Consider the following 14,734-nt stretch of genomic DNA (forward strand, 5'->3'; position numbering starts at 1 on the left):
CGTCAGCGATGGTGCGCGACATCCAGCGCGCGGCCAACGTCGGCGGCAGCCTTGGTGCCGGTCTCGATGGCACCGTCAATGCCGCCGACTCCGATGGGCGCAATGTCCGCCCCTGCGAAATGGATGCGGCCGTGGGGCTGTCGCATCAGCGGAGCCGCCTGCGTCAGATTGCCGGGGCGGTGATGCATCCATCCGCCCTTGGCGAACGGATCGTTCGCCCAATCCTGGCAGACCGTGTCGATCACCTCGATATCCGGAATGAAGTCGCGCAACGCCTGCTGTACGGCCTCGCGGTCGTTGCCATTTAAGGCTGAGGGATCGCAGCAGAAGCACACCACCAGCGTATCGCCATCATCGCGCCGTTCGGCGTGAGCGGTATTGATGGGGTGCTTGCCCGCCGGCGCATAGATCACGAAGGGCTCGATCTCGCCCTTGACCCGGACCCAGATCTTGCTGGGCATGATCGGGTTCTTTTGCTCGATCATGGCGCGCACGGGTTGGGGCAGTGCGGGCGTGACGCGGAACTCGCTCAGCATATTGAGCGGCAGCGCCACCACGGCGCGTCGGGCCCGGATACGTTCTCCATCTCGGGTGGTCACGATGACCTCGTGCCCGTTGTCATCGACGGCTGCCACCGGCGTCGAGAGGCGCAACTCGGCTTTCGACTCCGCGCTCATGGCGTCGATCAGGCGCCCGGTGCCGCCTTCGATCGGCCAGTGCCCGGCAATTTCCTTGAACGCGCTCCAGTTGCCGAAGCACATCGCGCACCAGAACAGCATTTGCGCAAGCCCCTGCTCGTGTTCGGAGCAAACCAGGATCGACATTGCATTGACCAGCAGGTCACGGTCGTGCGCGGTGAGTTCGAGCGCGTCAAGACGGTCGCCGACGGTTTGCTGGTCGATTGCGCCGACATCGGCGGCTGACAGGTCATCCACCTGCGGAAAATACTTCCGAGCGTCGCCAAAGAAGCGCGCGACCAGCGGCGTGGTCAGTTGATTGAGTTCCTCCCACGTCCCGGCGTGTACCGCGCCGTCGGCGTACCAGTACGCCTTGCTCACCGGCATCGGTGTCGCCAGGCCGATGCCATAGCGCTTGAGTTCGCGCCACACATGCGCCTGGGTCCAGTGCACGTAGGTGCCGCCCAGATCCAGGTGCAGGCCAAGCGCCTTTCCCCACCAGGTGCGGCCGCCAATCCGGTCACGCGCTTCGAGCAGTACGACCTTGTGGCCTGCATTGCTGAGGTCCCGCGCCGCCGTCATGCCTGCAAAGCCCGCGCCGATCACGGCGACATCGTAGAGATCTGTCATCAGTGTTTCCGTATTGAGTTTCAGGTGAAGCAGGGGACTTGCTAGGCCCTGCCGTCACGCAATGTCAGCGCTACATCACGCGGCGCGCGCCTTGCGGTTCGAACGTTCATCGAGCGTGCTTGCGACCTTCAGGGCGCTGTTCAGGGCAAACCAGCGCAGCGGCTCGGGCAATGTCGATGGCGGACTGTGTTGCATCAGCATTGCAAGCAGCGGGTTGTCGATCCCGCAGATCCTCTGCGCCAGCATGTGCCCGACCATCCCCTGCGTGCCGACGCCGTGGCCCGAACACCCCGCCGCGTAGTAGATATTCCGATCCGCGCCGGTGGCGCCGATGACCGGCAGGCCATCGTCGGCATAGCTGATATAGCCGCTCCAGCAGCGCCGGATGGCGATGCCTTTCAAGGGCGGAAACCGGTCGTGCAGGGCCATCCGCAGTGCCCGATACTGGGCGTGCTCGGGCACGTCAGGCGTCTGCGAGCCGAACGGGTAACGCAGGCGCTTGGTCGTCACGACCAGCGTGTTGCGCGCCGTCAGGCGATGGCTCTCCATGACCCAGTGCATTGTGGTGATGCCTTCGCGACGCGGCCATCCAAGCGCCGCCAGCTGCACGGAAGAAAGCGGTTCGGTCTCCATGGCCGAGAGCCGCAACGGCACCACCTGGTCCGCGAGAGGACCGAGCTGGGGCGTATAGGCGTTGGTGGCGAGGATCATGACCGGCGCACTGACGCTGCCGCGCGGTGTCTGCACCTTGATGGTCGGGCCTTCGGTGAAGGACAGCAATGGCGTGTTCTCGTGGATGGTCACGCCCGCCCGCAGCGCCGCGCGCCGCAGGCCCAGCACGTACTTGCCGGGATCGAGCGTGCCGCCGTTGCGCACGTAGCTGCCGAACAGAAAGGCTGGCGGGATGCCGCGCGCGCGCATCTCGGCGTGGTCCAGGTACTCCGACGGACATCCGAGTTCGGTGCTGATCCGCATGTCGTCGCGCACCCTGGCTTCCTGCGAAGGGTCGATGCCGGCACGGATCAATCCCGACTGGTTGTAGTCGCAGTCGATGCCGTGTTCCGCGAACTTGCCTTCGGCGAAGCTGACACCGTCCTCGTAGAAGCGCACGATCTGCTTCGCCTTCTCATGGCCGGCGCGCTTGAGGAAGCGGTCGTACTTGAGTCCCTGTCCGCCGGCCAGATAGCCCGCATTGCGGCTGCTTGCCCCGTAGCCGCAGAATTCGCGCTCGAGGACGACGACTTTCACACGTTGCCGGGCAAGCTCCAGCGCTGCGCAAAGTCCGGCAAAGCCGGCGCCGACGATAACCACATCCGCATTGACGTGGCCGTCGAGCGGTGGCTGCAGGTCGGCCGGTTTTTCTATCCAGCCGCCCAGCGTTCGATATGTCTTGAAGTCTTCAGTCACGTTGCCGCTTTCCTTTGTCCGGGAATCGATGCTGCGCAGGCACGAGCCTCCCGTGCCTGGCGGGAATGCCGTGTCAGGCAGCCATGGGCGTGTCCGGGGATTGGCGTGCTCCGCTTGCAGCGTCAGGCCCTTCGTCGGCAACGGCTTCCAACGAACGGTTGGTCGTGCGCGGGCCGAACAGGGCGACGGGGATGGAGAAGACGATGTAGCAGGCCGCCGCCGCGAGCATCACGCCGGCCATGCCGCCAGCGGAGAACAGCGCGGCGCCCAGCACGCCCGCCGCAGCACCGCCGAACCGCCCGCCAGAGATCACGATCCCGCTGCCCAGGGCGCGCAACTGCGTCGGGATCGTCTCCGGGATGTACGTGTAGTACGCGTTGACGACGAGCCCCGTGATGATCGAGGCGAGGCCGCCCGCACTGATCACCACCCAGCTGCTGCCCGAGATGCCGAGCACGATCAGCGGCAGTGCACTGAGCACCGACACGACGAGGATGGTGGATTTGCGCTCGTACCGATCGAGGAACAGCATGGCGACGAACGGCGTGACGCCATAGATCACGTTCCACAGGAACAGGATGTAATACGCGTGTTCCTCGGAGTACTTGAGGCTGTACACGAGCGAGTAGACGCCCCACTGGCCGAACAGGTAGTAGGCCAGCGTGGCGCCGAAATAGCCGAGCGTGAGAACGGCGATCGTCCGCAGCACGGCCTTGTCGTTGATGAGATCGCGCAGCGTGGGTGCCGCGGCTTGCTGTTGCGTGGCGGCCATGGCGGGCTCGGCGAGCGGACCGCGGCGCAGCGCACGTGCTTCCAGATCGCTGACGATGCGTTCGGCGCGGTCGGTGCGCCCGCGCGAGACACACCAGCGCACCGATTCCGGCAGGATGAAGCGTGCCAGCGGCGCGATCAGCAGGCCGACGCTGCCTGCCAGGAACAGGTTGCGCCAGGCACCGGTACTGCTCTGTGGCAGATAAAACATCGCCAGTGCCGCCGCGCCGATGCCGGAGACCACGAACCCGATCGACACGATGGAGACGAAGCGGCCACGTGCCTTGCCGGGAAACATCTCCGCGATATAGACCAGCAGCACCGATGTGGCCGCCTGTACGCCGATACCCGTGACGACACGGGAGGCCAGGATGGTCTCGTACGTAGGCGCGAACGCCGTCGCCAGCGCGCCCAGCGAATACAGCACGGTGGTCCAGACCAGGACCGAACGTCGTCCCCATTTGTCGGACAGTCGCCCTCCCGCCAGCGCGCCGATGATCATCCCGATGAAGAACGCGCTGCTGATCAGGCCAATCTGCTCGGTGCTCAGATTGGTGTGGGCTTTGATCGTTGGACTGGCGTAGGCAAAGATGGCGTTGTCGTAGTACTCCAGCATCAGGTTGGCCGCGAGCAGGGCGGCCCACAGGTAGTGCGATGCCATCACCGGCAGGCGGTCAAGCCGCGCGAGAATGCTGGATGGCTTATCCGGTCTGACGACCTTGTTGGGACGATTCATGTTTGTGTTTCCATCAGCGTTGTCGCTGTTCTGTTTTTCTTTTTTTGATCGTGTGCCGCGGCCTGCTGGCCGCGGCTTCGGGCTGTCAGCCGGCGCCGCAGCCGGCCACCGCAATGGCGCGGATCTCGACCAGGAACTCGGGGCGGGCCAGCTGGCTCACGCCGACGCCTGTCCACGACGGATAGCGCTCGGGAAGGTATTCGTCCTTGACCTTCACAAACGCCTCGATGTCGCTGCGCATGTCGGTGTGGAAGGTCATGATCTCCACGATGTCTGCCATGCCGGCGCCCGCGGCCTCCAGTACGGTCTTGAGGTTCTCGAACGCCTGCCGCGCCTGGGCTTCCATCCCTTGTCCGACCGTGCCAGTCGCCAGGTCGAAGCCCACCTGCCCGGACACCCAGATCATGTCGCCGACACGCGTTGCCGACGAGAAATGAAGCTGGTCGTAGTGCCTGGCCTGCGTGAGGCCGGGATTGATCATTTGCCGTTTCATGGTTGCTCCTCCGTGCAAGGCGGTATCAGGCGATCTGGCGGAAAACAGGCGAGCGGAATGCCTGTCCCTCGTCCAGCTTGGCCATTTCCTCGCTGAACAGCGGACCATTGCGGGCATAGCGCGGGTTCGACATCGGCAGCGCGCGGAACGTGGCGTCGTCGCCGAAGAAACGCAGCACCAGCGTATGGCGGGTCGGACAGCCGGCGTCGACGGCCGCGCCCCCGTGCAGCGAACGCGGATGCAGGAATACGACATCGCCGGGCGTCACGCTCCAGGACAGCACGTCCCAGGCGTTCGGGTCTGCGGCAAGGTCCTTGTCGATATGCGGCAGCCGGGGGAAGGTGCCGTCGCCGTACAGCGGATCGGTCGGATCATCGGCATTCGAAAAGCTCGCACCGTCGTACTGGATGCCCAGATGGGAGCCGCGCACGATCTCCAGCGAGTTCTTCTTCGGAATGGCCTGGAAGGTAATCCAGGCATTGCCCCAGTGCCTGCCGGCCCACGGCAGGTTCGCGGTGTCCTGGTGCCACGGTCCGCGGCCACTCCTGCCGCCTTCCTTGGCAAACACCTCCTCGGCGAAATACCAGACATGTTCCGATCCCCACAACTCCTGGAACACCTTGCCGAACGGCAGCGTGGCAACCAGAGCGTCCAGCTTGTCCTTGACGACCGGGTTGGCGTTGTCGATGTGGGTCTGCAGGCTGGTGCCGTCCAGTGACCGGAAGTGGTATGGGCCCGGGTTGGCGACATTCCACTTGAATGCTTCGTAGCAGCGGGCGAGCTGCGCCGGGTCCAGGCAGTTCTCGACAAGAACGGCGCCGTCAGTGCGAAACGCCTCCCGCTGGGCTTGGGTGGTGAGCATGATGAGTCTCCTTCCTTCTTCGTTGAGGGACGCTGGCCGGCGCGATGGACGAACAATAACTCGCAATTCGAATTAAGACAACAGCTGTTGTGATAATGTTCGGGGCGAGTGATGAAGGGAGTTCGGGAAGGTGGCGGGCGGTCTCGGCAGCCTTGATGTGCCCCTTTTCAATGACCACGCCTGTGCTATGGTTGTTATGACCTTTTCGTGGAGTTCGCCGGTGTGGCTTCGGGGTCGCCAGACGACGGGGGCGAAGATGGTACGTTTGAGCATTGAAGGACGCGAGCTGGATGCACCGCCCAATTGCTCGATCCTGCAGGCCTTCGTCCATGCGGGCGAAACGCTTGTCGAGGGTGTCGGCTGCATGGGTCAGGGCGTATGCGGGTCCTGCCGCGTCATGGTGCGCCGCAGCGGCGACCAGGAGGTCAAGACCGCGCTCGCTTGCGAGACGCTGGTCGAAGAGGGCATGCAGGTCGCCTTTCTCGATTACTTCACGGTGTCGGCGCGCCACGTATATCGCATCGAAGATTTCAGCGACAGCTGGCAGGTCCTGGGCGCGATTTCGCAGACCTTCCCCGAGGCCGCGCATTGCCGCCACTGCAGCGGCTGCGATCGCGCGTGTCCGAAAGGACTGGAGGTCCAGCACGGCGTGAACTTCGCGGTGGAAGGCAACCTGGCCGCGGCGAGCCACGTGTTCGACGAGTGCGTCATGTGCAATCTCTGCACGCTGGCCTGTCCGGAGCATATTCGTCCTAACCACCTTGGCCTGTTCGTGCGGCGCATGATCGCGGCGAACTCGCTGCGACCGGCCAATCTCATGCGGCGCCTGCAGCAGATCGAGCGCGGCGAAATGGGCATCGATTTCGATGCGGCGGGCGCCCGCCCGCCGCGCTGACCGGGGCGAACCGTCATGCCAGCCGGCATCCCTTACGAAGACGCGCGCCGGCGCTATCGTCCGGGCGCAGAGCACGCGGTGCGCAGTGACGACATGCCCGTCGATGCATTGCTCAAGGCCTACCATCCGGACCATGGCCCGAGCGCGCATGTCCCGCTGGCCGTTGGCGTGAACCGCGGCGAGCCGTGCCAGCCCGATCTTGCGCGCTATCTGCAGGCCAATGCGTTGATCGACGATGTCGATATTGCAGGCGCGCAACTCGCGACCACCGACGTACTGATCATCGGCGGTGGCGGCGGTGGATGCGCCGCAGCGCTGACCGCGGCAAAGCAGGGCGCGCGCGTGATTCTTGCCACCAAGCTGCGCCTTGGTGACAGCAACACCGTCATGGCCGAGGGCGGCATCCAGGCCGCCATCGGCGACGACGACAGTCCCCAGCTGCATTTCGAAGACACGCTGCGGGCCGGGCACTTCTGCGGCGAGCCCGAGCTGGTGGCCCAGATGGTGATGGACGGGCCCGACGTGATTCGCTGGCTGATCCGGCTCGGCATGATGTTCGACCAGGAGGAGGACCGGCTTATCGGCAGCAATCTGCTGCGCAAGAAGCCCGGCGGTGCCTCGGCCGCGCGCATTCTTTCGTATCGCGACTACACCGGGCTGGAGATGATGCGCGTGCTGCGTGAGGCGGTCGACCTCGATCCCGGCATCGACGTGTGGAACCGCTGCCCTGCGGTCGAGTTGCTGTCCGACGAGCGCGGGCGCTGCGCCGGCGCAGTGATCTACAACCTGGAGTGGCGCACCTTCGTGCTGGTCCGCGCGCGGGCCGTGATACTTGCCACGGGCGGCGCCGGGCGGCTGCATCTGAATGCGTTCCCGACATCGAATCACTATGGTGCGACCGCGGACGGTCTTGTTCTGGCCTATCGTCTCGGGGCGCGCCTGCGCGAACTCGATTCGTTCCAGTACCACCCGACCGGCATCGCGTATCCGTCCCATCTGGCGGGTGGGCTGATTTCGGAAGCTGCGCGTTCCGCGGGGGCGAGGCTGCTCAATGGCGAGTGCGAACGCTTCGTGGACGAACTCAAGCCGCGCGACGTGGTGGCCTCGGCGATCCTGCGTGAATGCGCCGAGGGGCGCGGCATCGACCGCGATGGCCAGGTCGGCGTGTTCCTCGACACGCCGACGCTGGAAATGCAGAACCCGGGCATCCTGGCCAAGCGGCTCGTAACGCTGCGCCATCTCGCGCACAAGTGCGGTCTCGATGCAGCACAGGAGCCGTTCATGGTCTATCCAACCCTCCACTACCAGAACGGCGGCGTGGCGATCGGGAAGGACGGCGCGACGTGCGTGCCCGGCCTCTATTGCGTGGGCGAAGTCACGGGCGGCATTCACGGGCGCAACCGCCTGATGGGCAATGCGCTGCTCGATATCCTCAGCATGGGCCGGCATGCCGGCGCCAGTGCCGCGTCAGCGGGCGGCAACGCCGTGGCCAGCCGCGCCGGCATCGGCCACGTGCATGCCTGGCAGCGGGAATTGACGCTCGCCGGACTGCCGCTGCACGTCAAGGCACCGCTGCTGTTCCCCGGCTACGCGCATTTCGATCTGCGCGTCGACGCGGCCCGCAGCCCGGGCGCGTGGGGCCGGGCGCCCGGTGGCACCCGGTAAGCGATAGCGATCGGCGGAGCGCGTCATGGAAAAGCTGAATCAGGTCCTGCTGAGGGAAGACATCCGGGTCGGCGCAGACCTGCAGGCCTGGCTTGCGCGTGGTGGCGGGGAAGGGCTGGCCAGGGCATTGAGCGATCCGGATGCAATACTTGCCGAGATCGAGCAGGCTGACCTGCGCGGCATGGGCGGCGCGGGTTTCCCGACGCACCGCAAGTGGCGACCGGTCGCTGCCGCGGCCGCGGGCGACAAATACATCATCTGCAACGGCAACGAAGACGAACCCGGTACGTTCAAGGACCGCTTCCTGCTGGAGCACACGCCGCACCAGGTCATCGAGGGCGCGTTGATCGCGGCGGCAGCGACGCGGGCCAATCATGTCGTCCTGTATGTCAATCCGCATCAACCGCTGTCCCTGGAGATGACGCGGCAGGCGGTGCAGCAGTGGCAAACACATGCGCAACTCGCCGAACTCGAGCGACTGCTCGGCGGACGGCTCACGCTGCGCGTCGTGCCGAGCTCGGGCTTGTACATCGGGGGCGAGGAAACGGCCGTGATATCGAGCGTCGAGGGCACGTTCCCGTTTCCGCGGCGCAAGCCGCCTTATCCTGCGGACAGCGGCGTGCACGGCGCGCCGACCGTCGTCAACAACACCGAGACGCTCGCACACGTACCGGGGATCCTGCGCCACGGCGCGCAGTGGTATCGCGCGCTCGGCGTAGCGCAGGCCGCTGGGACCAAGCTGTATTCGCTGTCGGGCGACGTCTTGCGCCCGGGCCTCTACGAGCTGCCGATGGGCACCAGCCTGGAAGCACTGATCTTCGAATTCGGCGGCGGCATGCTGCAGGGCAAGGAATTCAAGGCCGTCTTCACGGGCGGGCCTTCCAACACGCTGCTGACCAAGCGCGATCTCGACGTGGCGCTGGATTTCGACTCGGTGCGCAAGCGGCGCTCGCGCCTGGGGACCGGCGCGATGATCGTCGTATCCGAAGGCACCAGCATCGTCCGCAAGGTGGCCGAGTATGTGAGCTTCTTTGCGCAGGGTTCCTGCGGCCAGTGCCCGCCGTGCAAGGGCGGCACCTTCCAGCTGATGCGATTGCTCAACCGGATCGACACGGGCCGCGGCGTGCGCGCCGACCTGGAGTCGCTGGAGAACCTGTGCCGCATCCTGCCCGGTAGCGGTCGCTGCGGACTGATCGACGGCGCTGTCACGGTGGTAGACAGTTCGCTTCACCAGTTCCGCGACGAATACGAGTCGCTGCTGATGGCATAGACTGCAACGGCAATCCGCGGCCCGGCCGTTCACGGGACTGTCGGTCCGCACGCAGAGGAGTCCACCATGTCCCACAGGGCATCGTATGCGTTGTGCCTGGCGATGGTCTTGATGACCGGGTGTGGCAGGGAGCCGGCGAAAAGCCCGCCCCCCCAGACAGTCGCGGCAGGGAGCGGCGATGCCAGCGCGGCGGCCGCGTCGCCACGCGCCGACGACCTGCCGCCCCTCGGGCGGCCTGGGCGGTACCAGATCGTGGACAACGCCCGCGGGGGTTCCTTCCTGCTTGATACGCAGGCCGGCCGCGTCTGGCAGTTGAGGGACTTCCCGGGGCTGCAGGGCGCGCCGAGTGCATGGCAGGAAATGACCATCATCGACGACAAGAGCGGGATGGGAGTCACGACCGCACAGTTCCAGAAGCTCTACCCGCAGCGCCAGGAACCGCCATCCCGGCAGGGTGGCCGACCCCGCCGGTAAGCAGCGCCAGCGTCGAATCGACATATCCCTCAGCGAGTGTCGAATGCCGCACAACATCGGGATAAAAACTTTGCTTATCTCGGCGATGGAAAGATTTCATTTCTGAATGCTCCGGCTGCACATAGAGTTGGACACGAGGATGGATACTGAGCACTTGCGTGGCTCGCACGTAGCGGCTCGGGCGAGCACGTACTTGTCATCTGGGTAATGCCTTTTCTTTCGGGCGCGGAGCCCGTCACGGTGCCCGGCAAACGGGCGATTTGGGGGGATGGCAATGGATCCTTGGACAACGCGCTCGCTCCGCTGCGTCAGGGCTTGGCTGCTCGCAGTCCTGACGTTGCTATCGTTTGCTGTCCATGCGCAGGACACGTCCGCGCCGGCTACGACGTTCAAGCCGGAGGAGCTTGAGGCCCTGGTCGCCCCGATCGCCCTGTATCCCGATTCGGTGCTCGCCCAGGTCCTGATGGCCTCTACGTACCCGCTGGAGATCGTGCAGGCGGCACGCTGGGTCAAGGCCAATCCGAAGGTCAAGGGCGACGATGCGGTCAAGGCTGTCGCCGACCAGCCCTGGGATGTCAGCGTCAAGTCGCTGGTGGCCTTCCCGCAAGCGCTCGAGCCGATGAACGACAAGCTCGACTGGACCCAGAAGCTTGGCGACGCTTTCCTCGCCCAGGAGAAGGACGTGCTTGCCGCGGTGCAGCGGTTGCGGGCCAAGGCTCAGCAGTCGGGGAACCTCAAGTCGAACGAACAGCAGAACGTGATCGTGGAGCAAGCCCCCGCGCAGGCGCCCGTGCAGGGTCCTGCACCGTCGCAGGCGGCGGCGCCCCAGAGCATCGTGCGGATCGAGCCGGCCAATCCCCAGGTCATCTACGTGCCGTCGTACAACCCGACCGTGGTGTACGGCTCGTGGGGATATCCGTCCTACCCGCCGTACTACTGGCCGCCGTATCCCGCTTACTATCCGGGCGCCGCGCTGGCCACGGGCTTTGCCTGGGGCGTCGGCCTCGCGGCGGCGGGGGCGATCTTCGGCGGCTGCAACTGGGGCGGAGGCGACGTCAATGTGAACGTCAACCGGGCCACCAATATCGACCGCAACTTCGATCGGACCAAGGTGCAGAACGGCAAGTGGAACCACGATGCGTCGCACCGCAAGGGCGTGGCGTACCGGGACAACGCATCGCGTGAAAAATTCGGCGGCAGGAGTGGCGCCGGCGCCGACCGGCGCAATGATTTCCGTGGCCGCGACGGTCTTGGTGATCGCGGCGGTGCTGGCAACCGCGGTGGCGTCGGTGACCGGGGCGGTGTTGGTGACCGAGGCGGAGTCGGCGACCGGGGCGGTGTGGGTGACCGGGGCGGCGTAGGCGACCGGGGCGGAGTTGGTGACCGCGGTGGCGCCGGCAACCGCGCCGGCGTGTCGGACCGTCAGGCCGGCGCTGGCGGGCGCGGAGGTGCTGCAGGCGGCGGACGCGACAACGCGTTCCAGGGTGTGGGCGGCGGCGGGGCGTCGCAGCGTGATGTCGATCGCGGCAGGTCCAGCATGCAGTCCACGGGCTATCGCCAGAGTGGCGCGAGCCATGGCGGCGGCGGAGGCTTTTCCGGCGGAGGCGGTCGTGGAGGTGGTGGCGGTGGCGGCTTCAGCGGTGGCGGCGGCCGTGGAGGCGGTGGCTTCGGTGGCGGCGGCGGCCGTGGTGGTGGCGGTGGTCGTGGTGGCAGGCGCTAAACGGAGGGGCCGGATCATGAACTCGATACTGCGAGATACTCCGTACCCGCGCCGCGCTCGGGGCCGCGCGCTTGCCGTGGGGGTGGCCATGTTGCTCTGGGCCATGGCACCTGCGTACGCGCAGAAGGCCTTCAGTACTCCCGAGGCCGCGATGACGGCCTTTGGGAACGCCGTGGCCACCAGCGACGATACAGCCATGCAGTCCATTCTCGGCGCCAACTACAAGACCCTGATTCCGCCGATTGGCGCCGATATCCGCTATCGGTTCCTGGAAGCCTGGAGCCAGTCCCATGCGATTCAGCCTGACGGGGACAATCGCGCACGCATCGCCACGGGCAAGGACGGCTGGACCCTGCCGATCCCGCTGGTCAAGACCGCGAAGGGCTGGCATTTCGACACCCGTGCCGGCGTCGAGGAAATGAAGGCGCGACGCATTGGCCGCAACGAGCTGTCGGCGATGCAGACCTTGCTGGCCGTGTGCGATGCGCAGGACGACTATGCCCGGCTGAGCCAGCAGAAGACCGGCATATCGACCTATGCGCTGAAGCTTGCCAGTTCGCCGGGCAAGCGCGACGGCCTGTACTGGCCGAGCACGCCTGGTGAACCGCAAAGCCCGCTGGGCCCGGCTTTTCTCGAGGCTGGCAAGCAAAGTCGCGGGGAGAGTGGCTACCACGGCTATCACTACCGGCTGCTCACTTCGCAAGGCCCGCATGCGCCAGGCGGCAAGTATGACTACCTCGTGAACGGCAAGCTCTTCGGCGGCTTTGCCTTGATCGCGTGGCCGGCCCGGTATGGCGATACCGGAATCAAGACCTTCATGGTGAGCCACGACGGCCGCGTGTTCGAAAGCGACCTTGGCCCGAGCAGCGCTGCCAAGGGGGCGGCCATCAAGTCATTCGACCCGGGCCCGGGCTGGACGGAGGTGAAGCCGGACGCCCTGGCGCAATGACGGTGGCACGCGGGCTCTGCAACGCGGGTTGTCCGTTGCAGTGACGGGGTTTGCGGCCGGCGCATCGCCGGCCATGGGGCAGGCCAGTTCCTCCGTTGCGCCCCGGCGCACTGGCCTATCCTAGTCCCATGATGCAACCCGCCGGAGTCGATCATGGCGATGCCGCGCAGCTTTGCAGCCCTGCTGGCGACCTTGGCGACATTGGCGGTCGCGGTGGCCGGATGCAGCAATGGCGGTGGCGACGGGGGAAACCCGGTCTCCGCTCAAAGGCCCCCGGCCGGCCTGGTGGAGCGCGACGAGTCGCCCATCTATGCGGTCGACGTCACAATCGTGCCGGAAACCCTGAGCAATAGCGGCGGCGCGATCTCGCAGTGCACGGTGACACCGCCACTTCCCCCGGGCTTGAACATGGATCCGCAGACCGGCACGATCACCGGTACGCCGGTGATCGTCAGCCACGACACGGTCTACACGATTACGTGCAGCAACGCCGGGGGAAGCGCTTCCACGCGCGTAGAGATCGAGGTGAAGGACGCGCCGATTGCGCCGGACGGGCTCGATTATCTGGACCAGTCGACCATCTACGTGGTCAATGCAGCGGTCACGCCGAACGCGCCACTCAGCACGGGCGGCGAGATCACGCAATACAGCATCGCGCCCCCATTGCCGCCCGGCCTTGCCATGGATTCTCAAACCGGCGTCATCACCGGCATACCAACGACGGCGGCTCCATCGGCTGTCTATACGGTGACAGGCACGAACAGCGTGGACAGTGTCCAGACCCAGTTGACGATCGAAGTGCGGGCGCAGGCGGCGCCGCCTGCTGGTCTGGTCTACCGGGACCCGATGCCCGAATACATCATCGGCGAGCCGGTCGTGTACAACGAGCCCGTTTATTCCGGCGCCGAAGCGACCGAGTTCTCGATATCGCCGGCGTTGCCAGCGGGTTTGAGCCTCAACACACAGACCGGCGAAATCAGTGGCACGCCGGTGGCCGGACTCGATCAGACCGAATTCACCGTGACGGCCAGCAATAGCTCCGGCAGTACCACCGCGACGTTCACCATGAAAGTGGGCCCGGCGGAGGTCGGCGAATGGACGCCGGCCGACGCATTGAACCAGGGACGCTTCCGCCATAGTGCGACGTTGTTGCCCGACGGCCGAATCCTTGTGGCTGCCGGAAACCGCAAGCAGGCATTGTCGACTGCCGAATTGTTTGACCCCGCCACGCGCAGCTGGGCGCGAACCGGCAGCCTCGCGCAGAACCGGCAAGCGCACTCCGCCACGCTGCTGGCCGACGGCCGTGTCCTGGTCGCCGGCGGGTTCAGCACCGGCGGAGGCAATGCGCTTTCGTCGAGCGAGTTGTTTGACGCGTTTAGCGGGAAGTGGTCGCCCACAGGAAGTCTCGGCGACGGCCGCGACAGCCATACTGCCACGCTGCTGCCGGATGGCCGGGTTCTGGTCGCCGGAGGCGAGGGCAAGGGCAGTAACCAGGGCGCACTGGCTTCCGCCGAACTCTACGACCCCGCCACCGGCACCTGGTCATCGACCGGCAGCCTTGGCCAGGCGCGCAAGCAGCACACCGCCACGCTGTTGCCCAGTGGCAAAGTCCTGGTCGCCGGCGGAGAGGGACCCGGTGGCACCGCACTGGCCTCGGCCGAGTTGTACGACCCAGCCACGGGCACTTGGACAACGACCGGCAGCATGAGCCACGCCCGCAACGCCTATGCCACGGCATCGCTTGCCGATGGCAGGGTGCTCGCAGCCGGGGGATTCGATGGCACGAGCGCGCTGGCCTCCGCCGAGCTCTACGATCCGGCGTCGGGGACGTGGTCGCCGACCGGCAGCCTGCGGCAAGCACGCGATTTCCACACCGCCACCCGACTCGCCAATGGTCGCGTGCTGGTGGCGGGCGGGATCGAGGCCAGCGACTCGTTCGTGAGCGAGTCATACGACCCGGCAACCGGAAGCTGGACGCAGACCGGTAGCCTGGAGCATGCGCGCGAGCAACATACGGCGACGCTGCTTTCCGACGGCAGGGTCATCATCGCGGGCGGGATCGGTCGCGGCATCCTGTCCTATGCCGAGTTGTTCCATTAGCTACGGGATGCAGGAACGACTGAGGTGTTCTTGCCGAGTCCGTGGCGCCTGATGTCATGCAATCCGGCTTGCTGGTCCCGACGGC

12 protein-coding genes are annotated in these 14,734 nt (G+C 65.9%); 7 read left to right on the top strand and 5 right to left on the bottom strand.

What is annotated here, in order from left to right; translation table 11 throughout:
* Nucleotides 1-2: 2 nt before the first annotated feature.
* The 5 genes from KHO41_RS08600 to KHO41_RS08620 form a co-directional block, all read right to left on the bottom strand.
* Nucleotides 3-1,307 carry a flavin monoamine oxidase family protein gene (locus tag KHO41_RS08600; protein WP_211952857.1) on the bottom strand — a complete coding sequence of 435 codons (1,305 nt, stop codon included), beginning with the start codon at nucleotides 1,305-1,307 and terminating at the stop codon, nucleotides 3-5.
* Nucleotides 1,308-1,382: 75 nt separating this feature from the next.
* A complete protein-coding gene (locus tag KHO41_RS08605; RefSeq protein WP_211952858.1) occupies nucleotides 1,383-2,714 on the bottom strand; it encodes an NAD(P)/FAD-dependent oxidoreductase in 1,332 nt (443 codons plus the stop codon).
* 73 nt (nucleotides 2,715-2,787) lie between these two features.
* Entirely contained in the window at nucleotides 2,788-4,221 is a 1,434-nt protein-coding gene (locus tag KHO41_RS08610; protein WP_211952859.1) for an MFS transporter, read from the bottom strand.
* 85 nt (nucleotides 4,222-4,306) lie between these two features.
* A complete protein-coding gene (locus KHO41_RS08615; protein ID WP_211952860.1) occupies nucleotides 4,307-4,714 on the bottom strand; it encodes a RidA family protein in 408 nt (135 codons plus the stop codon).
* 25 nt (nucleotides 4,715-4,739) lie between these two features.
* Nucleotides 4,740-5,576 carry a phytanoyl-CoA dioxygenase family protein gene (locus KHO41_RS08620; RefSeq protein WP_211952861.1) on the bottom strand — a complete coding sequence of 279 codons (837 nt, stop codon included), beginning with the start codon at nucleotides 5,574-5,576 and terminating at the stop codon, nucleotides 4,740-4,742.
* 256 nt (nucleotides 5,577-5,832) lie between these two features.
* Here KHO41_RS08620 and KHO41_RS08625 point away from each other — a divergent pair, with 256 nt between their 5' ends.
* The 7 genes from KHO41_RS08625 (at nucleotide 5,833) to KHO41_RS08655 (ending at nucleotide 14,649) form a co-directional block, all read left to right on the top strand.
* Complete coding sequence (locus KHO41_RS08625) at nucleotides 5,833-6,471, top strand: 4Fe-4S dicluster domain-containing protein (RefSeq protein WP_211952862.1); 639 nt, start codon at nucleotides 5,833-5,835, stop codon at nucleotides 6,469-6,471.
* Nucleotides 6,472-6,486: 15 nt separating this feature from the next.
* Nucleotides 6,487-8,136: an FAD-binding protein gene (locus KHO41_RS08630; RefSeq protein WP_211952863.1), complete on the top strand. Its 1,650-nt coding sequence runs from the start codon at nucleotides 6,487-6,489 to the stop codon at nucleotides 8,134-8,136.
* Nucleotides 8,137-8,161: 25 nt separating this feature from the next.
* Nucleotides 8,162-9,406, top strand: a complete 1,245-nt coding sequence (locus tag KHO41_RS08635; protein ID WP_211952864.1) for a complex I 51 kDa subunit family protein — start codon at nucleotides 8,162-8,164, stop codon at nucleotides 9,404-9,406.
* A gap of 66 nt (nucleotides 9,407-9,472) precedes the next feature.
* The gene (locus KHO41_RS08640) at nucleotides 9,473-9,880 is read left to right on the top strand and encodes a hypothetical protein (protein WP_211952865.1); all 408 of its coding nucleotides are present in this window, start codon (nucleotides 9,473-9,475) and stop codon (nucleotides 9,878-9,880) included.
* Between the two features lie 274 nt (nucleotides 9,881-10,154).
* A complete protein-coding gene (locus tag KHO41_RS08645) occupies nucleotides 10,155-11,600 on the top strand; it encodes a DUF3300 domain-containing protein (RefSeq protein ID WP_211952866.1) in 1,446 nt (481 codons plus the stop codon).
* A 16-nt stretch (nucleotides 11,601-11,616) separates the two neighbouring features.
* Nucleotides 11,617-12,549, top strand: a complete 933-nt coding sequence (locus KHO41_RS08650) for a DUF2950 domain-containing protein (protein ID WP_211952867.1) — start codon at nucleotides 11,617-11,619, stop codon at nucleotides 12,547-12,549.
* A 153-nt stretch (nucleotides 12,550-12,702) separates the two neighbouring features.
* A complete protein-coding gene (locus KHO41_RS08655) occupies nucleotides 12,703-14,649 on the top strand; it encodes a kelch repeat-containing protein (RefSeq protein WP_244873755.1) in 1,947 nt (648 codons plus the stop codon).
* The last annotated feature ends 85 nt before the right edge of the window (nucleotides 14,650-14,734 follow it).

The sequence above is a fragment of the Cupriavidus numazuensis genome, assembly GCF_905397435.1.
In the GTDB taxonomy this organism is placed as follows: Bacteria; Pseudomonadota; Gammaproteobacteria; order Burkholderiales; family Burkholderiaceae; genus Cupriavidus; species Cupriavidus numazuensis.

Coding starts and splice junctions, on each gene's coding strand:
- KHO41_RS08600 (WP_211952857.1), bottom strand. CDS start 1,307: ATGACAGATCTCTACGATGTCGCCGTGATCGGCGCGGGCTTTGCAGGC.
- KHO41_RS08610 (WP_211952859.1), bottom strand. CDS start 4,221: ATGAATCGTCCCAACAAGGTCGTCAGACCGGATAAGCCATCCAGCATT.
- KHO41_RS08615 (WP_211952860.1), bottom strand. CDS start 4,714: ATGAAACGGCAAATGATCAATCCCGGCCTCACGCAGGCCAGGCACTAC.
- KHO41_RS08620 (WP_211952861.1), bottom strand. CDS start 5,576: ATGCTCACCACCCAAGCCCAGCGGGAGGCGTTTCGCACTGACGGCGCC.
- KHO41_RS08625 (WP_211952862.1), top strand. CDS start 5,833: ATGGTACGTTTGAGCATTGAAGGACGCGAGCTGGATGCACCGCCCAAT.
- KHO41_RS08630 (WP_211952863.1), top strand. CDS start 6,487: ATGCCAGCCGGCATCCCTTACGAAGACGCGCGCCGGCGCTATCGTCCG.
- KHO41_RS08635 (WP_211952864.1), top strand. CDS start 8,162: ATGGAAAAGCTGAATCAGGTCCTGCTGAGGGAAGACATCCGGGTCGGC.
- KHO41_RS08640 (WP_211952865.1), top strand. CDS start 9,473: ATGTCCCACAGGGCATCGTATGCGTTGTGCCTGGCGATGGTCTTGATG.
- KHO41_RS08645 (WP_211952866.1), top strand. CDS start 10,155: ATGGATCCTTGGACAACGCGCTCGCTCCGCTGCGTCAGGGCTTGGCTG.
- KHO41_RS08650 (WP_211952867.1), top strand. CDS start 11,617: ATGAACTCGATACTGCGAGATACTCCGTACCCGCGCCGCGCTCGGGGC.
- KHO41_RS08655 (WP_244873755.1), top strand. CDS start 12,703: ATGGCGATGCCGCGCAGCTTTGCAGCCCTGCTGGCGACCTTGGCGACA.